Here is a 21379-nt window from a genome sequence, read left to right on the forward strand (position 1 = left end):
ACTAATTAAATAATAAAACCAACTGAAAAAAGTCCGATTTTCGCACCAAATTTTGGCTATTCTAAAAGATGGCATTAGATTTGCACTGAGTAGCAGGTAAATCCTCGAAGTAGCGTGACGGTCATCCGGACTATCATAAATGTACTGTAAGTACATCGCCTTCAGGGTCTGCTATTTTTTTTTGCGTATACCTATGAAAAGTCACGTTTTTTTAGACGAAAGTGGTGACTTGGGCTGGAAATTAAATTTACCATACAGGGATGGGGGATCGAGTCGGTTTTTGACAATAGGTTATTTGATATGCCCTGTCACCCATTGTAATATAGCTCGCCGACTGGTAAGAGATTTTTACACCAAATTCGGATTTAATCCGCAGCAAGAAGTCAAAGCTTCGCAATTAAAAAAACACCATAAAGATTACATCTGCGCGGCGACTATTAAAATGCTTGAAAAGCATCCTGAATTCATCATTGGAGCAATTACCGTAAAAAAGCAAAATGTCGCCAGGCATATCCAGCAAGATGGTAATAAGCTGTATAACTACATGATGGGATTATCTCTTATTGAAAAAATAGAAAACCATGAAACTTGCAAAATCACCCGAGATAACAGGAGTGTAAAAGTCTTAAGCGGCAGCAGTTGTATAGATTACCTGCAGACTCAAATCTGGTTTCATCGCGAAAGAGCTGCTATTGTAACGGATAACCCTACGGATAGTAAACACGATTTAGGAATACAGTTTATTGATTGGATCACAAATATGGTTTGGAGCGCATATGAAGATCAATACCAAAATTGGTTCAATATCATGAGCGCACAATTACATATAAAGCAATTGTTTTTCTAGATCGTGATTCTTTTTAAACAAAATTCAGTATAATATTTAAACTGAAAACTATTGCAGCCGGAATGTCACCGGTACAAGAAAGTACACACGAACGGGCAAATTGTGTGAGCGGGCCGGTGTCCAGGCAGGCATCGAACGGACCACCCGCAGTGCTTCGGCGTCCAGTGCCGGGTATGCTCCGCGGCGTATCACAGGCTTAATGACCGAACCATCTGTATCCACAATAAAGCGGACACCTACCGTTCCTTCCCAATCCTGTTCGATCGCCTCCTGAGGATAACGGATATTATTTTGCAGGTATCTGTACAAAGCGGGTTCCCCACCCTTGTATTCGGCCATCACTTCTATCTGTGGTGTACCCGGTACTCTGCTTCCGTCTTCATTGTAGAACGTGGCTTTCCTGAGCTTACCTCTGCGGTATTTTTCGCTGGACGCGACCACGCCATTTTCGTAATACCATTTCCAGCGCCCTACAGCCTTATTATGGCGGTATTTACCGCGCGCACGCAACTTTCCGTTTGCATACCAGTTGTTCCACCACCCTTCTATATTGCCGGCTTTATATACTGCACGGGACCTGACGGCGCCTGTCTCATACACATCCGTCCATTCGCCGCTGCGCATGCCCCGGGTAAAAGATCCGTAACTTTCACGTGCACCCGATTCATCGTAATACACAAATGCACCGTCGCGTATCTTCATTGCAGCATCGGCATAAGTACCTGTCATCTGCAAAGTGCCATTCATGTAGTAGTCGCGTACGCCCCAATGATCGTCTGTGCGGAACGCCTTCCGGTAATAAGCTGCATGAACGGCGCTCGTATCGCGCCACTCCGAATTGAAATAGTATGTAGAAGAGTCCTGCTGCGCGTATGCCGGCAGGATTGCGCCGCACAGTGCGACAATGAGTAGTAGTGGTTTCATACAGGGGGGTTATGTGGCACATTAAAGTTAAACCAGAATCCCTACAGAAAATACGTCCGGAAAAGAGTTCACCCTCGCACTACCCCATGCCATCTATTGCTGCGTGCAGGTGGTGGCAAGCTGATATTTTTTCAATAACCTGACGATCTTCTCTTTTGTCGCGGAGTTCGCAACATACAGCCGGATAAATATTGCGTTTATCTGACCGGATGTTTTACATTTGTCTGCGCTTTAGGGGTATTCCGGAAGGAATTGAGAGAGTCCCTTGGAACCTGACACGGCTCATACCGTCGTAGGGAAAAGTAAAAACCGGCGTGCTTCCCTGCACGCTGCTTTTGTTCCGGATCGGTTATTCCTGAGGCCATTTTATTGTAATTGAAAAAGGTCATTATGGAATCAAAACTCTGGGAGCTTATCCAACGCGTAAAGACACAGTCCCCTCTGGTACTCAACCTCACCAATTATGTGGTAATGAACAATACCGCAAATGCCCTGCTTGCGGCCGGCGCTTCACCGATCATGGCACATGCCCGTCCGGAGCTGCGGGACATGGTTGCCATCTCCTCCGCTGTAGTCATCAATATCGGCACCCTCGACGAATACTGGTCGGACTGTATGTACACCGCCGCGCGCGAAGCCAATGCCGCCGGCAAACCCTGGGTGCTGGACCCGGTAGGAGCCGGCGCCAGCAATTTCCGCAACGAGGTATGTGCCGCATTACTCGGATACCGGCCGTCACTTATCCGCGGAAATGCTTCTGAGATCATGGCGCTTTCCGGCATCAGCAATGCCGGCACCAAGGGAGTGGACAGTACAGCAGCAAGCAATGAAGCGCAGGGTGCTGCGTATAGTTTAGCTGCGACTTATGGCTCCGCGGTATGCATATCAGGTGCAACAGATATCATTACCAATGGCAGCGATACGCTATATCTCCGCAATGGCGATCCGATGATGACTAAGGTAACCGGACTCGGATGTACGGCGTCAGCGTTATGCGGTGCTTTCCTCGGTGTGTCCGACGAACCGCTCACAGCTACGGCAGCAGCCATGAGCATGCTGGCGATTGCCGGAGAGCTCGCCGCTGCCGCCAGCAACGGACCGGGATCATTGCAGGCACAACTGCTCGACGCGCTATATACGCTTGACGAAGCGACTTTTCTTCAACGGCTCAATATCAGTTCCCATGCGTAACACTGAATCGTTTCCTTACCGGCTTTACCTCGTGATTTCGGAGGACGACTGTGCAGGCAGGGATATACTGCGCGTAACAGAGCAGGCCATACTGGGCGGTGCAGACATCGTGCAGCTGCGTGAAAAAAGTGCAGACGAGGGCTACCTGCTGGACCTATCCATCCGTATGAAAGCGCTCTGCGGCCTGTATGGCATACCGCTTATCATCAATGACCATGCGGGACTGGCGGCACATATGCAGGCGGCCGGCGTGCATGTCGGTAATGAAGACGCAAGCCCGGTATTCCTGCGCAGCCAGGAAGCGTTCCGCAACCGTATCATCGGTTATTCGGTGGAAGCGACCGAACAGGTGTACAGCGATAAAGCGCTGGCGGCGGACTATCTCGGTATCAGCCCTGTATTCCGCTCCGCTACCAAAACCAATACGCTCACTGAGTGGGGGCTGGAAGGCATCGCTCAGATCCGCAGCCTTACGGATAAACCGCTGGTAGCGATCGGGAATATGCAATTGCACAACGTGCGGCAGGTATTACAGGCCGGGGCCGATTGTATCGCCGTGGTATCCGCGATATGCGGTGCGGCAGATCCGCAGCGGGCCGCGGCAGACTTAAAAAATGAAATCAGCAAATGACAACGTACACTTATCCTTCCGTACTCAGCATAGCCGGTTTCGACGGCAGCGGTGGCGCAGGCATCCAGGCCGATATCAAAACGATTTCCGCACTGGGATGCTATGCCACTACCGTGCTCACTGCATTACCGGTGCAGAACACGCAGGGCGTGCGCAATATCTATCCGATACCCGTATCAGCCGTATCCGAACAGATAGCCGCCGTAATGGAAGACATACCGCCGGCGGCCATTAAGATCGGAATGGTGCATACACCGGAACTGGCAGCCGCCATAGCGGACGCATTACTTCCCTACCCTCAGCTGCCTGTTGTGTTCGACCCGGTGATGGTATCCACAAGCGGTCATCGCCTGATCGAAGAAGCAACGATCCGAACCATTCGCGAGCGCCTTTTCCCGATTGCCACGCTGGTGACCCCGAACATGGACGAAGCCGCGATCCTCGCGGAGATGGAGGTGCGCGAGCCGGAAGATATGCTGCCCGCAGCACAACGTATCCTGACCATCGGTTGTCCGAATGTACTGCTTAAAGGCGGTCACCTCGAGCGTGACGTCATCAGTTCACTGCTGCTGGATGCAGCCGGGAACCGGCACACTTACAGTTCGGTAAAATATGCCACCCGCAACACACATGGCTCCGGCTGCACGCTGTCTTCGGCCATTGCCGCCTTCCTGGCCAGGGGAGAACAGCTAACAGTTGCGTTCGGTCTCGCACAGGAGTATGTAACGCAGGCGATAGCAGCAGGCAGCGATGTGCGCACCGGTAAAGGCAATGGCCCTTTGAATCATTTTTTTGCACCTCAAACGCTGATCAAACATGAGATGGTCTGACACCATATGGCAGGACACGGCTGATATATACAACAGGATACTGGAAATGCCGTTTATCAAAGAACTTTCAGAAGGAACTCTGCCACCCGCAAAGTTCCGCTTCTATATAGCCCAGGACGCCCGGTACCTGGAACAGTTCGGACGGGTGCTGGCGCTTACGGCGGCGAAGGCCGCAGACGTAAGCGATGTGCTTACCTATACGCGTTTTGCCGAAACCGCTATTGTGGTGGAGCAGGCGTTGCATGCATCGTATTTCGCCGATTTTGGCGTAAGCGAAAAAGGAGTGATGCAGCCGGTCTGTCACCATTACACGCATTTTTTGCGCAGCACGGCCGCGCTGGACCCGGTGGAGGTGAGCATGGCTGCCACCCTGCCCTGCTTCAGGATCTATGCCGAAGTAGGTGCGCATATCTATGCAGGGCATAGCAGTAAGGGCAATCCCTACCAGCGCTGGATCGACACGTATGCGGGTGAAGACTTCATGCGCTCTGTGCGACGAGCCATCGACTGCTGCGATCGTGTCGCGGAACAAAGTAGTCCTTCCGTACGAACGCGGATGAACGAAGCGTTTATCTGTGCCGCACGCATGGAATTTGCTTTCTGGGATGCGGCGTACCGGATGCATACATGGGATATCTGAAGTAGTCCGGAATAGTCAGGGCTATAAGCTCTGAGAACGGGATGAAGAGCTCCGGACAATGCGCTAAGGCCACTGAGATACAGATGAACGACTCCGGGAAACGCACCAAGATTTCTGAGAGACAGATGAACCGCTCCGCGAAATTCGCTAAGGCTCCCGAGAGACGGATGAAGAGCATTGAGAAACGCACTAAAGCTTCCGAGAAATGGATGAATAGTTCAGGGAAATGCGTTAAGGCTTCTGAGAGCCGGATGAAGAGCTCCGGGAAAAGGATAAAAATCGATGAATAAAGGAATCTGTAACTGTGTCAAAAGTAAAAAACGGGCTGACCGGAAAGGTCAGCCCGTTTTTTAGGGGATATAAGACTACGTACGTTGCTTTTTGATTACCGGAATCTTTGCCTGCTGATATTCATGCGAGTTCTGTCCGAAAGCCGCACGTATATAAGCCCGGATGAAGGCGCTCAGACTTGCGATACCGGTACCTTCCGCATACAGCAACTGATTGCGCTTATCGCGGGCTGCCGCCAGCAGGCGTTCCGCGTCTGCCACTGCGAGGCTGGATTGCAGTAATTGCTGGTGCAGGGCAGACAGGCCGGACACGGACAGTTCCTCTTCCAGCGGCTGGTAGGACGATTCTTTTACGAGTATATCCACCATCGACAGAAAATGTTGCGCCTGCTGATCGAAGGAACGCTGGGAAGTGCTGCGCACCGGTGCGGGAGCTACAGGTTCCGCACCCTGGGCCGGAGCTTCGGTCGTTGTCTTCCCTTGTGCTCCCTGCAATTTGCGGTTGTACGCCAATACATTGCTCACACTTGCTGCGGAAGCGCCGCAACTGCGGAAGTAGCTGAGTACGCGCGTGGCCATTTTGGGCAGTTCGCCGAAACGTTTGGAACGCTGGTCTACCGCCATGTAATAATTGTTGAGCGCCGACATCACATCGTTAACAGACTGACTGGCTTTAGTGCTCAGGTCGCTGATGGCGGCCAGCGCAAGGGAAGGATTGGAAGGACGGTAGCGGTTGCCTATAGAGGAGCAGACCAATACCAGTTGTTCGAAAGCGGTACAGTTGCGCAGATGCCCCGTATCCTTTTGTGCATTTTTCATGCTCGTCTTTTTATTTGTGAATGAATCAATGCTTCATCCTTTATTCGGCAGCAATGGTGGTACAAGCGTATGGAGTAACCGGAATATCCTTATGCGTGGACGTATTGCTATTGGTTGGATTTCACTGAAAGACGGTAAACAGGCAATAAGGCCTTATTGCGTGACTGGTAACAATACGGAGTACAGGAGGCGGAGATCCGGCCCCAAAGCAGCCATAATGATCTCATCGCAAGGCTGCAATACTAACGCAAATAATTTAATGATCGTGTGACAGCAGCAGGAAATAATTGAGAAAAGGGATGTTACGCACCTGATTTATTTGCCTTGCCCGAAGGCAAACAGCATAATAACGATGACGAGTGTTCTCATTTCCGCAGGTTAATGAACGGCAAGGACAGCATAAAGATAGACTTACTCCACCATCACCCTTTGCCTTTCTGTAGCACCGTCGGTAGTTTGCACCTCTACAATGTAAACTCCCGGCGGTAAATCAAGTGAAGTACTGTTACCTTTTAAGGCCGGTTGCTGCACCACCACACGCCCGCTTAGGTCAAAAGCGCGCGCACTTTGCAGATAGCTTATAGACTGAATGTGAATAGAACCGTGGGCGGGATTGGGGAAGATCGTTATCGCATGCTTCATATCCCATTCCTGTATGCCCAAAGGCACAGTTCGTACCAATACTGTATCGTTTTTGGCCAGTCCGCAGACAGTTTGTACCACGATGTAAGTGTCCGTTGCTCCCACAGTTGCATTGGCCGGTACGGAAATGATCGCTCCGCTGTCTATCAGGCTTCCCCGATGATACCACTTGCAGTCCAGTGCCTCGGCGGTAGTATCTCCAACACGACCCACCTGAACGGTCTTGCCTGTCTCCACCCAGGTGTCTGGCCCCGCTACTGCTGCCAGGTCGCTTTCTACTACACTTACGTCGTCGAATAGATAGTAAGAATATTGGGAAGAAAGATGATAGTAATCTGTGACAATAGTCGTAACGTCGGAGTTTTTAGAAAAGTTCCCTAAGGTGATAAAGAGCTCATCACCGTTCGCAGTAAAAGTTCCTTCAATTTTAGTCCAGTTCATTGTATCGTCTACAACAGTATTGATAAAAACTTGTGGTGTGACAGAGGTAACTTCCGATCCAGCAGGAAGCGGAATTTTATTAATGTTGCCATTGTCCAGAAAAGCACCGATTTTATTGTGAGCATAACCTGACCATTCGGCGAGATTCGCATAGAAAGTAACACAATAGTTTTTCCCGGCAACTAAAGTTCTGTGAAGACTAACCTGTGCATAATCTCTATAATTAAAGGGGAGAGTGGGACCAGGGGAGGGTAAAGTTTTATCGTAATAAATATGGCATCCAATTAACCCATATCCCAAATGTGCATTTTGATAAAAATTTGTGTTGTCGGGAACATGACAAATATGATCGGGACTTCGATTTGCACAGTAGTTATAATATTCGCCTCCAATATCTATTGTATTAGAATCAATAATCCCACGCCAGTAAATAGCGAAAATTAACTGATCTGCTGTGTACGGACAAGTATCATACCGTTCAAAGGAGGGATTACGAACATAATTTGTCTGTGCCCTGCCAGAAGGCAAAGCACAGACAAATAATATGATGCAGATGAGTAGTGTTCTCATGACAGCAGGTTAATGAACGAAAGTATAAGAAAGGTCAGCTAATCCACCAGCACCCTTTGCCTTTCGGTAGCACCGTCGGCGGTTTGTATTTCTACAATGTACAGGCCTTGTGGTAAATCAAGTGAAGTACTGTTACCTTTTAAGGCTGGTTGCTGTATCACCACACGTCCGCTCAAATCAAAAACGCGCACACTTTGCAAATCGCTTATACACTGAATGTGAATAAATCCGTGTGCAGGGTTTGGAAAGATCGTTATCGAATGCTTCATATCCCACTCCTGTACGCCTAAAGGCACAGTACGCACCAGCACCGTATCGCTCTTAGACAGTCCGCAGACAGTTTGCACCACGATATAAGTGTCCGTTGCTCCCACTGTTGCATTGCCCGGTACGGAGATAATCGCACCGCTGTCAATCAGGCTTCCCTGATGATACCACTTGCAGTCAAGTGCTTCAGCGGTAGTATCACCCACACGACCTACTTTAACGGTCTTGCCTGCCTCCACCCAGGTGTCTGACCCGGCAACAGCTGGCAAGTCGCTTTCTACAACGCTTACATCGTCGAAGAGATAATATGAATATTGAGGTAATCCGAAACCTGATGCATGAATTATTAAGTCAGAATTCTTCGCAAAATTCCCCAAACTAATATATATCTCGTTCCCGGTTGCGGTAAAAGTACCCTCTATTTTTGTCCAGTTCATCGTGTCATCCACTACACTATTTGTATAAACTTGCGGAGTTACTGACGTGACTTCAGATCCGGCAGGAAGCGGAATTGTATTGATGCTCCCATCATCTAGATAAGCTCCAATTTTATTGTGGGCATAACCTGAGGCTTCGGTAAGATTAATATAAAAGGTTACGCAGTAGACTTTACTTGGTGTTAGTGATTTATGCAAGTGAACTTGAGAGTAATCTCGATAGTTTACTGGCAGAGGGGGTGCCGGATACGGCACAGTTTTGTCATAGTATAAGACGCATGCGGCCAAACCTCCTCCAGTGCGCGCATTTTGATAAAAGTTAGTGTTGTAGGGAACATGGCAAATGTGATCTAAATTTATATTTGCACAGTTGTGATAAAACTCGCCTCCTGTATTAATTGTATTTGAGTCAATCACCCCTCTCCAATAATTTGCAAAGATTAATTGATCAAGTTGATACGGGCAGGTATCGTATCTTTCAAAGGAGGGGTTACGTACATAATTAGTCTGTGCCCTGCCGGAAGGCAAAGCACAGACCAAAAGTATGATGCAGATGAGTAGTGTTCTCATGACAGCAGTTTAATGAACTACAAAACGTAAACAGGTACTCTGACCGTTACCGATACAAACAAGGTATACGCCCGGAATCGCATTCGTCAGACGAATATCGCTCCTTCCATTATTAAAGGTAAGATTTGATGCGTAAACAACCATACCCAAAGCATTGTACACTTTTACCGGAACCGTCTCGGCATTGGGCACCGATTGAACCAGGCTAAAGCTGCCTCCGTTCGGATTCGGATACAGACTGTAAGCTGTAGATCCAGTCGCCTCCTGGTTGTCCCCGATACGGTAATAGCTGCTGGCATTGCTCCGGTTACAGCCGTCATCGTCATACACTACATGCACACCGTTTACAATCCCCAACAGGGTACGCGCCATAAATACCGCTGCCCCATCCACTGACGGACATTTGAGCGCGAGCAGCTGCAGGCCTGTCGTATCGGTAAAAGTACCGGTAAGGTAGGACAGGTAATAGTTGAAGTAAGCGGCATAGTTGTCCACTACCGTGTCGGCCTCCGCATAGTCACTGATGGACACGTCTGTATCTATCGGTATAAAGCCTGTAGCCGAAGGTTGGTAGCTGATCAGGTCTGCTGCTGTTTCCACATCACCATTAGCCAATGCCTGCTGCACCGAAGTCACCCAACCGAAGCGGCTGCCTGCTGCCTGGGTCATAAACGTGGCAAAGGTGGGAAAGCTGTCCGAAAGGCTTGGGTCGATCAGCCCTGCTTCATACAGTGAGAGCTGCGCCATCCATTGTGTGGGTTTACCGTCCTGTCCGTAACCCAGGCTATCTGCCAATACCAACATGGCCAGGCTTGGCCCAACCGAACGAAGGCGGGACAATGGGTAATAACGACTGGGGAAATGGCTGCTGCCAAGACAACTGGAAGTGTAGTCGGTATTCATTAGACTTGTACCCGGTGTGTAGGTATAATAAGCAGGGGTAGTTGTCGTACTGCCGTTAGTAGTTGGTATTTCTGCCCCCAATCCTGTTCTGTAATATAATTTAGACAGCCTAGTATCTCTCATATTTTCACAGTAAGTGTTATAAGCACCAGCACCATATCCACTCCAAGTATTCAGTCCTGCACCGTAATGTAGAGGCGGCACAAGTATCATAAAGTCGATCTCAGGATTCAGGTTACCGACGTCACTTCCCAATACAAATCCGTAAATCCCATTGTTCATGCTGTTGCCATACCAGCGGATGCCGGTCTGCGGACGTATGAGGGCAAAGTCGAATCCACGGCCTATATTGGTCGTACTGTTCGCGCATACCCGAAGATCGGTATTCATAGCAGCATACACTGCTCTGGCCTTTTTGCTGCTCACCGTACCGCCATCACCAGTCAGGGTATTGTTTTGGATCGTGCCTTTTTGCGTACTGCCCACGTAGATACCATATTGCACTTTGCTGGTGTCGCTCAATTTCATACCTATCGTGTTGTTGTCCACCAAAGCACGGATAAGCGACATACCTTTCACTTCAATACCATTGTACACACCGCTCAGCGTATTGTCCTTGATCACTGCCGTGTCAGCCGGTGTAAGTGCCGCTGTACTGTACACTCCATTTACACTGATGCCCTGCTGCATGTACTGACCACTGGTGCTTCCACTGCCCATCCAGGGGTTTGTAGCGCTCAACTTGTTACGTTCGATGCTGGTAGAACGGTTGGCATTAGGTACATTCTGGGAAACAAAGATAGCCGTAGGTATATTGCCTATCGTATTATCCGACACATCCAGTCTGCCATAGCTGCGCGCAATATTTTGCACATAAACACCTGTGGAACTGACATTAGAGCTTAGTGTATTACTGCTGGCCATCTGGCACCTGTTGATAAACGTATTGTAGAAATCAGATGTCTGAACGCCTGTGGTGCAATTGAAGAATTTATTAGACACATTGCCATTCACCGTAGGCGGTTGGATCACCGACAGGCGATACTGACCAGTACTCGTTGCCGCTGCATAAATACCACATCCGCGGTAATATACCTTTGCAGGTGGAGGGAACCCGCCCGTTGCCGAAGTCTCGATATACTGCATATTGATAAAATAGCTGTTCCAGCAGTCCAGGTTCGACCGTTCCGCATAGAGACCAGCGCTGGTATTGTCAAACAGGTTAGCCAATACACTATCATAGCTTGTACCGCCCACATTACCGATGCGCAGACCATAGTATTTACCTCCGGAGTAGGTGCCCACATCGCGCAGCATGATGCCTGCCACAGGTGATTTGGTGTTCTTGGTATACACCGGGTCATAATCATTGTGCACCGCAAACGGAGGCTTGGAACCATTGCTGATCGGTGCCCGCAGGCTGTAATAGTCCGGCCAGCTCAACGGGTAGGTACTGCCTGTTTTGCTGAACTTACGGCTCACAAAGGCTGCATTCTGTACCAGCACCGGGTAAGCGGTGTCTGTTGTAACAGCCGTGTAGCCGCTCATCAGCAGGCTCACCACGTTGCGGTTGAACACCGCACTGTCTATGCTCACAATATAGCCGGAGGAAGGAGTGCGAGGGTTCACCGCACGGATGGCCGTGTCTGCATCTTCTATCAGGCTGTGGCTTTTCACCGTAATGCGTCCGGAACTGCTGCCGCTGCTCAACAGGTCGATACCTTTCCAGAGCTTGTTGGTATCGGGGCATACAAACAGGTGGGAGCTGTCCAAAGTGAGCACTGCCGTACTGGCCACACTGATCTTTACACCCGGTTCGATAAGCAGCTCCGCATTGTCAAACGTCAGGGAACTGGTGATACTCAGGTCGGAGGTCAGGTGGTACTTGCCCGGAAGCAATGTAGTGGATAGACTGGACGGCAGTACACTATCCTTTGCTGCACCCAGTACTGCTCCTACCGAACAGGGGCAAAGCTTTGTAGCCGAAAATGTATCGCTATAACTGCCACCACAGGAGCCACTGATAGTAAGTATATATTTAGTCGCTGTTTTGGTGCTGATGTCGAGACTTGCGCTGGTGCTGATGACAGTCGTGTCACCCAACTTCCGCCAGGCATAGCTGGTGCCACTGCATCCTGTTTCCAGCAGATCAGGGAACAGACGGCGCTGGCAACTTCCGTTGGCGCTATCCAAAATATGGAAACTGATCGGGTCGCTCATCGGCTTTAATGTGATATTGTCAATGATCTGCGCCGGAGGGCTGGTGTACAGACCTTTGATGTACAGGGCCAGCACATTGGCCGTGGTGTCGCGGCAATAAGTAAATGGAATGGCAAAGTGTGTCCATTCATCAACTCTGTTCTTATCACTGCTGAAAACAGCCAGCGGTCTGGAGTAATAAGGGACAAGATTGGAGGAAAACATCGTGTCGGACCAGAAGCCGATGCAGAACTGGTCGTACAAGGGATAGGCAAAGGTACCGGCAGAAGGTATCAAGGTACGGCGTGCATCGAATTCCAGCTTGTACCTGTTGCAGTGCCGCATGGTATCAGCGAGATAAATGTTCAGGGTGTCTGCCATTGGCTGATAACGGTTGCCGATTGCCCCCTTCGCCTCGGGGTGAATGAATTTGGCTCCAAGTGCAAGGTCTACTGATGCGGGAAAGGAAATCCTTTCACTTCCCCATCGTACATAGCCTATGTAGCCACTACCGCAGGTGTCCAGGCTGTTGCGGATAGCAGTACCGCTCCAGAATGCAGAGAAATCGAAGGGATGGCTGTCGCTGTAATGGTGGGCGATGAAGCCGCGTTCACCGGCAGACATCCGGATCAGGTAGTTATTGCTGTCCGTTGTCCTTACCTCAGAGCCTTCTTCAAAATCCCCATTCAATACCATGTTTGTGTCTGCAGTCAGCGTCACGTTATTGCCTTTCTTTACATCGATCGTGTAATACACACATCCCCCTTCCTGGAGCGGATCGCGGAGGTTGAAGCAGAACTGCGCCTTGCCATAGAAGTTATGCCGCGGCGTGTAGGTTATCGTACGGTTGGCATTGGACAGCACCAGGCAGCCATGATTGTTGCTGCCCTTGCTGCACCCGCGGATATTCACTACCGACCCCTCGGCAATGCTGATCGTATCGCTGTCCGCATCCACAAAGTCTGGATTACCGGAAAGGTTGATCGTTACGCTGGTGCCGCTGTCGTTAGTGATCACATAGTCCGGAGGAAAGAACTCTTCCGGCATCGTCTTCCACAGCCAGTTCCAAAACAGGCGGTTCATGGTATCTGATCCCATTTTTGCGGAAATGGGGATATGGTTGGCAATTTTAGCCGTGCTATCTAACGCAAAGACGGGATTATAGTTATAGCCTATGGTGTGCAGGTGTTCGATCTCTCCCTTATAAAGCGCACGCCGTTTATTGCCGCGGTCAAAGGCATAGGTCATCACATAATAGTACCACTCTCCGGGAGACATGCGGGAAGTATAGTATTGCGTATCCCAGTGCGACCAGTCGCTTTCAATAACCGGGTAGTTTTCCGGCGGCATTTTCCCGTTTGCCCAGGGAATCATCCCGTAGCCGGGCGATGGAGCAGGATAAATAGGTGCTAAAGAACCAAATGGATTAGTGCTCAACCGGGGGGGAGGAGTTCCGTGTAGGGAGGTATCATAATTAGAGTAAAGCGTATCCAGCGTGCCGGTATGCAGCCTGTCCATCCAGGAGAACCAACCGAACACATGCAGCAGATTGTGCTCAAGCACGGTGGCCAGGTCAAACTCATTGCATCCGGGGTTGCGCATCTCATTATTATATACCAAGCTGTCCGGTGGTGAAGTGGGCACATAGGCTTTGTCAAAATTCATCTTCAGATAACCGTGGTATCCCGAGGCGTTCGGGTCAATGCCTGAGGTAATATAGTCAAATACAAAGCCATTCACGGTATCATGTTTGGCTGCGGGCCAGTGAAAAGGGGCTGCCAGACAGAGTGTGCTATACAGGGAACTGGGGGCCGGGATGCTAGGACTGGCAGATGTGTCGATATATAAGCGCACATACTCTCCGGTGGATATGTTGCTTAAATCTATTCTGTCTTGCAGATAGGTGAGCATCTGGCACATCACATTTCTGCGGGATGCACCCCAGGTAGGGTGCGCAAAGCCGTCAGAAGGTCCACCAGATAGTGCAATCTGCCTGTCCATATAAAAAACGCGGAAGCGTCCGCAGGTATCTATAGCCAAAGGGTTAAAAACCGTAGGTATGATATAAGCCCCGCTACCGGCACTATGCGTGCTGGTATCCGGTACCATTGACCGGAGGAATGCGCCGCTAAGGCCGCAGGAAATGTCGTGCTTTACCGTATCCGGCAGAAATTGTCCGTTACAAAGCCATGCCGTCATAAGCAGCACAGCAATGAGTAAAAGTTTTCTCATTGAAAGAAAATTGAAGGGTTAAGGAAAAAGGATCGCCGGCACTACGCCGAAATTCATTGCAGGTTACCGTCGCTTCAGATAGCGAACGGCTCCTTGTTCGGAAAGGAAGGGTTTGCTCATAAAACAATTTTAAAGTAAGCTATACGGTTCATTGCTTCGCTTTATGTCTTCCCGCTCTCTCTCAGAACGGCAGACCCTCATCATGAATATCAAAGATTTCATTGGATACGATTAAGCAAATATAGCCCCAACAGTTTACTGTTAAATATATTTTTTCAGTTTTTCTACCGCGTTTTTACCTGATTTAAAATCATATCGTTAGCTATTTCCCTCACGCATATTATTCCGATGAATACTTATAAAGAATAGATTTTGCTGTTACATCAGCAGCGAAATATCGAATTGCCAGGTGATTTCGGGACAATAAAATGTTTTCCCTTTTGATTGCTGAAACTTTAGGATAACCTCTGCCTTTACCGCAATTGCGGTATTTATTTTCGCGGTGAACTGCAGCCGATAATAAAGATCGGTCGCAGGATAACCAGATACCCATTAAAAAACAAAAACTCATGGACCTCAAGTCAAACGAGCCTTTCTGGCTGATCAAAAACGGCATCATGCACTCCTACCCTTCCCTGCGCGAAAACATCAGTTGCGATGTGCTGGTGGTGGGTGGCGGTATCACGGGCAGCCTCATCGCGCACCAATGTATGGAAGACGGCTATAAAACGGTGCTGATAGACAAACGTGAAATCGCAAATGGCAGCTCCTCCGCTACCACCTCAATGCTGCAATATGAAATAGACACTCCTCTCTCCGAGCTGAAGGATATGATCGGAAAGGATGGCGCGGTGGCCAGTTACCAGGCATGCTCAGATGCCATCGACAAACTGGAAAAGATCTGTAAGAAAATCAGGTCGGAAGCAGGTTTCCGGAGGAAAGATTCTCTGTATTTCGCTGCGTTTAAAAAAGATATCGAATGGCTGACGCTGGAACTGGAAGCCCGTAAGGAAGCGGGATTTGAAGTGCAATGGCTGAGCGCTGCGGAGATCCGTAAACACTATGGTATCGAAGATACACAGGGAGGCATTCTTTCGGCACAGGGGGCTAGCATGGACGCTTTTGCACTGTCGCATGAACTACTCGCCTATAATGTGCGTAAAGGGCTACGGGTGTACGACAAAACAACACTGACCGATGTGCAATACGGATCGCGGTCGCACAGCGTGCTGCTGAGCACCGGTGCCGTCGTAAAGGCCGGGAAGATCATTTACTGCACCGGCTATGAAAGTGCATCGATGATACCGGAGCATTTTGTGAATCTGATCAATACCTATGCGGTGGTATCCGAAGTGGACCCGGAACACAGCGGGCAATACAAGGACCTGCTGGTATGGAATACCACCGACCCTTACCTGTACATGAGAACTACGGATGACGGACGCTTCCTGATAGGCGGCGGAGACGAGCAATTCCGCGATCCGCGTAAAAGAAATGCGCTGCTGGATAAGAAAGAACGGAAGCTGGCGGCTGCTTTTGCGAAATACCTGCCGCATATCCCTTTCCGGCCGGACTTTGCATGGGCCGGCACTTTCGGAGAAACCAAAGACGGATTACCCTACATCGGCACACACAAACATTTTAAAGGCAGCTATTTTGTGCTGGGATTCGGCGGAAACGGCATCACGTTTTCCGTTACCGGCATGGAAATGGTATCTGCGTGGCTGAAGGGTAAGCGCCATCCCCTTGAGAAATGGTTCCGTTTCGGAAGATAACCTGTCCTAATTTTTCCGGAACACCTCGAAACCCAGCTGCATGCCGAAATGTACGGAGCCAAGCTTCCTTACATAGCCAAAACTGTATTCGGGATCGGGGACGCCGCCTGTAGTGCTTGTTGCCTCATATGTGTAAGTCCGGATACGTGTGCCGACACCTGCGAATACAAGCAGGCATGGCCGTATTTTCCCCCGGCGCGCCATGACAACTTTATAGCCCAAAAGCGCTTTTATTGCATATACATTGTAATCGGTTGTCTGTCTGCCTGTCACGGTCTGACCGGCTCCGTCCGGATAACTGTAATCGTTATAGTTCCACCAATGGCGATAGAATGCCTGCACATCATAATACCAGCGGCGATCGGCAGAGAACACACGTTTGTAACTGAAGCCTATGCTTACAGCATTCAGATCATTGCGCAGATAAGAAGGGGATTCGATATCAGGTGCATAGTTTTCGGACAGCTTCCTGGACCGGTAAGCGCCGATCACACCGAAGCTGTTGCGCTTATATACCCAGTCTGCATTTGCCGATATTTCCCCCACTATAAGTTGCAGCGGCTGAACCGTAAAGCGGAAACAGGGAAAATCCGGAACGCGTTTGCCGACCGTATCGCTTTCCTGCGCCCGTAACACAGGCAAACAGCACAGGTGCACCAACAATATACAAAGACAGTGTTTCATAGGGTGATTCAAAAATAGCAAAACAAAGATTCCCGGACGTCCGGAACAGTTTATGTTTTTTCGCAAATCATAATTATATAAACGGCCGGGATCAATAGTAAAACCGATCACTGGACAGCTTATACAAACTTTGTAGCACACCATCCGATAAATAAAGTGCCACTTGCTATATTAAAAGACGTGCCTGAAACATTGGAGATCTCTGATAAGCGCTATAACACTTTGTTGAGCCTGCAAAGACGACGAAACGGCGACTATTTTATAAAGCTTGTATTCCGGGAATTAAGTAATGAACAGGCAAATGAACTTAAATACCTGACTAAATTCCCGCAATCCGTTACCGTCGTTTCGGCCCTGCTTAACACTGTATATGGCATCAGTACGATTGTGGTCACCCGCAATGAGAAAAACTCTGATACGGAAGTGACCTGGAAATGCAAATGTTATCATTCTCAGATTGCCGAACCCTGAACCTTATAATGGGGCAACACCATCATCACCGGCAGATTGTTTAAAACGAAGCCGTATGAACCTGAAACTTGCTATTGGCGTTACTGCCGGTACACTCACCGCAATTGCTGCCGCCCCCCAGATCTTCAAAGCTATAAAAACAAAAAAGGTGGCACATGTGTCTCCGCTGATGTTTATTATCCTTATGGCCGGAAACGGACTCTGGTGCTGGTACGGAATTGTATTGAAAGACTGGCCTATCATTATCACGAACAGTTTTTCCCTCGCAATGGACCTGATCATGCTGTTCCTGAAAGGGCGTTACAGCAAAAACGTATCCGGTAACGCAATATGATTGCTTCCCCGCTACCTGTTATAAAAAAAACAACGGCCTCAGATGAGGCCGTTGACGATAATATTAATAAGCGCTTTAAGGATTATTTACCTGCAATCGCGTCCTGCACGAGTTGCGCAGCTTCGCTGAGCAGGATAGCACTTTGTACTTTCAATCCTGAATTCTCGATCAGTTCTTTTGCAACTTCGGCATTGGTACCCTGCAGACGAACGATGATCGGAATAGAGATGTTACCCAGGTTTTTGTAAGCTTCGATCACACCGGATGCAACGCGGTCGCAACGTACGATACCACCGAAAATGTTGATCAGGATCGCTTTTACGTTCGGATCTTTCATGATGATACGGAAACCGGCTTCCACTGTCTGTGCGTTGGCAGTACCACCCACGTCCAGGAAGTTGGCAGGTTCACCACCGGCCAGTTTGATCATATCCATGGTAGCCATTGCCAGTCCGGCGCCGTTTACCATACATCCCACGTTACCGTCGAGCTTCACATAGTTGAGGTTGTACTCTCCGGCTTCTACTTCCGTAGGATCCTCTTCTGCCTTATCGCGCATTTCTTTCAGATCCGCGTGACGCAGCATAGCGTTGTCATCGAGGTCCATTTTACAGTCAACAGCGATGATCTTGTCATCAGCGCTTTTGAACAGGGGGTTGATCTCCAGCATAGAGCAATCCAGACCGATGTACGCATTGTACAGATTCGTCACGAATTTCACCATGTTCTTGAACGCTTCACCGCTGAGACCCAGGTTGAACGCGATATTGCGTGCCTGATAGCCCTGCAGGGCCATGTTTGGCGCAACCCACTCTTTAAAGATTTTCTCAGGAGTGTTGTGTGCCACTTCCTCGATATCCATACCACCTTCGGTGGAGTACATGATCACGTTTTGTTTCTTGGTACGATCCAGCAGAATAGACAGATAGAACTCTTTTCTGTCGCTTGGACCGTCATAATACATATCCTGTGCAACGAGAATCTTGTTTACTTTTTTACCGGCAGCACCTGTCTGGATGGTCACCAGGGTGTTTCCGAGGATATTTTTCGCCACACGTTCCACATCTTCAGCACTTTTCACTACGGAAACGCCGCTTTGCTCCGGCACTTCTACCATACGGCCTTTACCACGGCCACCTGCGTGAATCTGAGCTTTTACTACGGCAAACTTACTGCCCGTCTGGCTCGCGATCTGCTGGTAAGCAGCTACAGCAGCAGCTGCGTCGCCTACGGCAACTCCTTCCTGGGTAGGAACTTGATAACGTTTCAGTAATTCTTTGGCTTGATACTCGTGTACGTTCATTAGGAAAAAAATTTTCGCGAAGTTAAAAGAATAATCCGTTTCTGGTAGTGTTTCTACCAGTATTTAGCAAAAAAGTGTCGATCAGGCTTTTGCAGGTTCCTGCAGAATATCGATGAATTCCGCTGCTGCGAGCTCCATTTTATTCACCATTTTATTGATCTGCGTATTCAGGTAATCATACGCGACATAACTCAGCAAACCGATGATGAGTCCCACTGCCGAGGTCACCATTTTGGTATAGATACCGCCTGCGATACTCTCCAGCGAAAAGCCTTCATGCTGGATGTTAAAGAACAGGATGATCATACCGGCTATCGTTCCGAGGAATCCGAACATCGGTGCGATACGTGAAATCGTGTTCAGTGCGGCCATATTACGTTCCAGCTGGTACACCTCAAGTTTGCCTGCTGTTTCCATCGCCTTTTCGATACTGTCTACCGGTTTACCGATGCGGTTCACTCCTTTTTCGATCATACGGCCTATCGGTGATGCGGAAGATTTTGCAAGGGAGCGCGCTCCCTGAAGATTACCGGCCAGTATCTGTTCACGGATACGCAGCATGAAATTGGACTCATGCACATTCGCCTTCCGGATAGCAGAGAAGCGCTCAACGAAGATGTACACCATCGCAACCGAACACAACAACAGCGGTATCATCAGTATACCTCCTTCCTTCAACAGGGCGAACAGGGATAATTTCTCTTTAGCTTCGGGAACAGCGGCGGCAGCCTGCGCTACGGTATCGGTGGCCTGCAACAGAATCAACTGGAATTGCATGTACAAGTTTTTTTGGTTGAACGCAAATATATCCATTTGAGCTTTTACTTTCTGGTAATTTTCGAATTTACCGCAAATGAGTCCTCACTTACCTGCAAGTATGCAAAGCCGTAAAAACCACAGTGTTTGCAAAAGAATTCCTACCTTGTTTGCACTTTACTGATATTAATCCAGACTGACAGACTTATGAAGATTACGTTCCACGGTGCCGCCCGTACCGTTACCGGTTCCAAACATATCGTACGCTTAAAGAACGGAAAGGCAATATTGCTGGACTGCGGTATGTTCCAGGGAATGGGAAAAGAAACATTACCCCTGAACCAGCATTTTGGCTTCGACCCCACCGAACTCACTTACGTGGTTATCTCACATGCGCACATCGACCATATAGGTCTGCTGCCCAAGCTGGTGGCCGAAGGTTACCAGGGCCCGATTTATCTCACCGATGCAACGGAAGATCTCGCGAAAGTGATGCTGGTGGACTCGGCCCGTATACAGGAAGCCGATGTGATGCACATCAATAAGCAGCGTGCCAAAGAGCACCGCGAGCCCGTAAAACCATTGTACACTGAAGAGGATGCGCAGAATGTGTTTCCCCTGTTTGTGACAGTCCCGTATAATCAGCCGACGCAGATAGATGAAGACGTGGAGCTGCTGTACACGGATACCGGTCATATCCTTGGGTCGGCAGCTGTGAACCTGAAGATCCGCGAAGACGGCCGCGAAAGGCGCATTACGTTCTCCGGAGATGTAGGCCGGTACCGCGATGTGTTGCTGCGCTCGCCGCAAAACTTTCCGCAGGCAGATTACATTATCCTCGAAAGCACTTACGGCGACCGTCTGCACGAAAGCGTAAAACCGATGGTGGACGACCTGCTCGACTATATTACACATACCTGTCTCGAGAAAAAAGGGAAACTGATCATACCGGCATTTTCGGTGGGCCGTACACAGGAGCTGCTGTACGCCCTGAACCGACTGGAGCTGGAGCACCGCCTGCCGCCGCTGAAGTATTATGTGGACAGCCCTCTCTCGATCAAGGCGACCAATATCATTAAATCCCACCCGGAATGCTTCAATGCTGCTGTACAGAAATTGCTTCGGCAGGATGATGATGTATTCGATTTCAAAGGACTGGAATTCGTCGAAAGTGCAGAAGAATCGATCGCGCTGAACGAAAGCAATCAACCCTGCGTGATCATTTCCGCTTCCGGCATGGCCGAAGCCGGACGTGTAAAACACCATATCCTGCATTCTATAGAGCATCCGCGCAACACCATCCTGATCGTGGGCTACTGCGAACCTGAATCTCTGGGCGGACGCCTGAGTGCGGGGGCGCAGGAGGTGAGCATCTTCGGAAAGCGTTTCCCGGTGAATGCCGAAGTGGGTGTTATCAAAAGCATGAGTGCGCATGGTGATTACGAAGACATGTTCCAATGGCTTTCCTGCCAGGATGCCCGCGAGGTACAGAAGTTATTCCTTGTTCACGGAGACTACGACGTGCAGCAGCATTTCCGGGACAAGCTGGTCAAAAAAGGTTTCCTGGATATTGAGATCCCTTATCAGCATCAGCAGATCGGCCTGGGCTAGTTAACCGATTCA

The 21379-nt window shown here is 49.3% G+C and carries 17 protein-coding genes and 1 riboswitch; of the genes, 9 read left to right on the plus strand and 8 right to left on the minus strand.

Annotation, left to right across the window (positions count from 1 at the left end; all coding sequences use genetic code 11):
- Positions 1-193: 193 nt before the first annotated feature.
- Complete coding sequence (locus ABD846_RS09775; protein WP_344825963.1) at positions 194-847, plus strand: DUF3800 domain-containing protein; 654 nt, start codon at positions 194-196, stop codon at positions 845-847.
- A 48-nt stretch (positions 848-895) separates the two neighbouring features.
- On the opposite strand, the gene ABD846_RS09780 is transcribed toward ABD846_RS09775, so the two are convergent.
- Positions 896-1771 carry a TonB family protein gene (locus ABD846_RS09780; protein WP_344825966.1) on the minus strand — a complete coding sequence of 292 codons (876 nt, stop codon included), beginning with the start codon at positions 1769-1771 and terminating at the stop codon, positions 896-898.
- Between the two features lie 223 nt (positions 1772-1994).
- A riboswitch (TPP riboswitch) is annotated at positions 1995-2087 on the plus strand.
- Positions 2088-2161: 74 nt separating this feature from the next.
- On the opposite strand from ABD846_RS09780, the gene thiM reads away from it, so the two are divergent.
- From thiM to tenA, 4 genes are read left to right on the plus strand one after another with little or no spacing between them, the layout of a single operon-like run.
- Positions 2162-2962, plus strand: a complete 801-nt coding sequence (gene thiM, locus ABD846_RS09785; protein ID WP_344825969.1) for a hydroxyethylthiazole kinase — start codon at positions 2162-2164, stop codon at positions 2960-2962.
- Entirely contained in the window at positions 2955-3593 is a 639-nt protein-coding gene (gene thiE, locus ABD846_RS09790; RefSeq protein WP_344825972.1) for a thiamine phosphate synthase, read from the plus strand. The genes thiM and thiE overlap by 8 nt, the downstream gene beginning before the upstream one ends.
- Positions 3590-4423 carry a bifunctional hydroxymethylpyrimidine kinase/phosphomethylpyrimidine kinase gene (gene thiD / locus ABD846_RS09795; protein WP_344825976.1) on the plus strand — a complete coding sequence of 278 codons (834 nt, stop codon included), beginning with the start codon at positions 3590-3592 and terminating at the stop codon, positions 4421-4423. Before thiE ends, thiD begins: the two co-directional genes overlap by 4 nt.
- A complete protein-coding gene (gene tenA / locus ABD846_RS09800; RefSeq protein WP_344825978.1) occupies positions 4410-5063 on the plus strand; it encodes a thiaminase II in 654 nt (217 codons plus the stop codon). Before thiD ends, tenA begins: the two co-directional genes overlap by 14 nt.
- 365 nt (positions 5064-5428) lie before the next feature.
- Here tenA and ABD846_RS09805 read toward each other — a convergent pair whose 3' ends face one another.
- The 4 genes from ABD846_RS09805 to ABD846_RS09820 all read right to left on the minus strand — a co-directional run bounded on the left by ABD846_RS09805 (position 5429) and on the right by ABD846_RS09820 (position 14433).
- Entirely contained in the window at positions 5429-6172 is a 744-nt protein-coding gene (locus tag ABD846_RS09805; protein WP_344825982.1) for a hypothetical protein, read from the minus strand.
- Between the two features lie 411 nt (positions 6173-6583).
- Complete coding sequence (locus ABD846_RS09810; RefSeq protein WP_344825985.1) at positions 6584-7255, minus strand: T9SS type A sorting domain-containing protein; 672 nt, start codon at positions 7253-7255, stop codon at positions 6584-6586.
- 608 nt (positions 7256-7863) lie between these two features.
- On the minus strand, positions 7864-9099 hold the full coding sequence (locus tag ABD846_RS09815) for a T9SS type A sorting domain-containing protein (RefSeq protein WP_344825988.1): 1236 nt from the start codon (positions 9097-9099) through the stop codon (positions 7864-7866).
- Between the two features lie 9 nt (positions 9100-9108).
- On the minus strand, positions 9109-14433 hold the full coding sequence (locus ABD846_RS09820; RefSeq protein WP_344825991.1) for a T9SS type A sorting domain-containing protein: 5325 nt from the start codon (positions 14431-14433) through the stop codon (positions 9109-9111).
- 569 nt (positions 14434-15002) lie between these two features.
- Here ABD846_RS09820 and ABD846_RS09825 point away from each other — a divergent pair.
- Positions 15003-16208, plus strand: a complete 1206-nt coding sequence (locus tag ABD846_RS09825) for an NAD(P)/FAD-dependent oxidoreductase (RefSeq protein ID WP_344825994.1) — start codon at positions 15003-15005, stop codon at positions 16206-16208.
- Positions 16209-16214: 6 nt separating this feature from the next.
- Here ABD846_RS09825 and ABD846_RS09830 read toward each other — a convergent pair whose 3' ends face one another.
- On the minus strand, positions 16215-16892 hold the full coding sequence (locus ABD846_RS09830; protein ID WP_344825997.1) for a hypothetical protein: 678 nt from the start codon (positions 16890-16892) through the stop codon (positions 16215-16217).
- A gap of 180 nt (positions 16893-17072) precedes the next feature.
- On the opposite strand from ABD846_RS09830, the gene ABD846_RS09835 reads away from it, so the two are divergent.
- Both ABD846_RS09835 and ABD846_RS09840 read left to right on the plus strand, forming a co-directional pair.
- Entirely contained in the window at positions 17073-17363 is a 291-nt protein-coding gene (locus ABD846_RS09835) for a hypothetical protein (RefSeq protein WP_344826000.1), read from the plus strand.
- Between the two features lie 55 nt (positions 17364-17418).
- Positions 17419-17697, plus strand: coding sequence for a SemiSWEET family sugar transporter (locus ABD846_RS09840; protein ID WP_344826004.1), 279 nt, complete (start codon positions 17419-17421; stop codon positions 17695-17697).
- Positions 17698-17779: 82 nt separating this feature from the next.
- On the opposite strand, the gene sucC is transcribed toward ABD846_RS09840, so the two are convergent.
- Together sucC and ABD846_RS09850 are read right to left on the minus strand one after the other, a co-directional pair.
- Entirely contained in the window at positions 17780-19000 is a 1221-nt protein-coding gene (sucC, locus tag ABD846_RS09845; protein WP_344826007.1) for an ADP-forming succinate--CoA ligase subunit beta, read from the minus strand.
- A gap of 81 nt (positions 19001-19081) precedes the next feature.
- Positions 19082-19777: a MotA/TolQ/ExbB proton channel family protein gene (locus ABD846_RS09850; RefSeq protein ID WP_344826010.1), complete on the minus strand. Its 696-nt coding sequence runs from the start codon at positions 19775-19777 to the stop codon at positions 19082-19084.
- A gap of 186 nt (positions 19778-19963) precedes the next feature.
- Between ABD846_RS09850 and ABD846_RS09855 the strand changes: the two genes are divergently transcribed.
- Positions 19964-21367 (plus strand): MBL fold metallo-hydrolase, encoded by a 1404-nt coding sequence (locus tag ABD846_RS09855; RefSeq protein ID WP_344826013.1) that lies wholly within the window; start codon positions 19964-19966, stop codon positions 21365-21367.
- The last annotated feature ends 12 nt before the right edge of the window (positions 21368-21379 follow it).

This window comes from Rurimicrobium arvi, assembly GCF_039540495.1.
Classification (GTDB): domain Bacteria; phylum Bacteroidota; class Bacteroidia; order Chitinophagales; family Chitinophagaceae; genus Rurimicrobium; species Rurimicrobium arvi.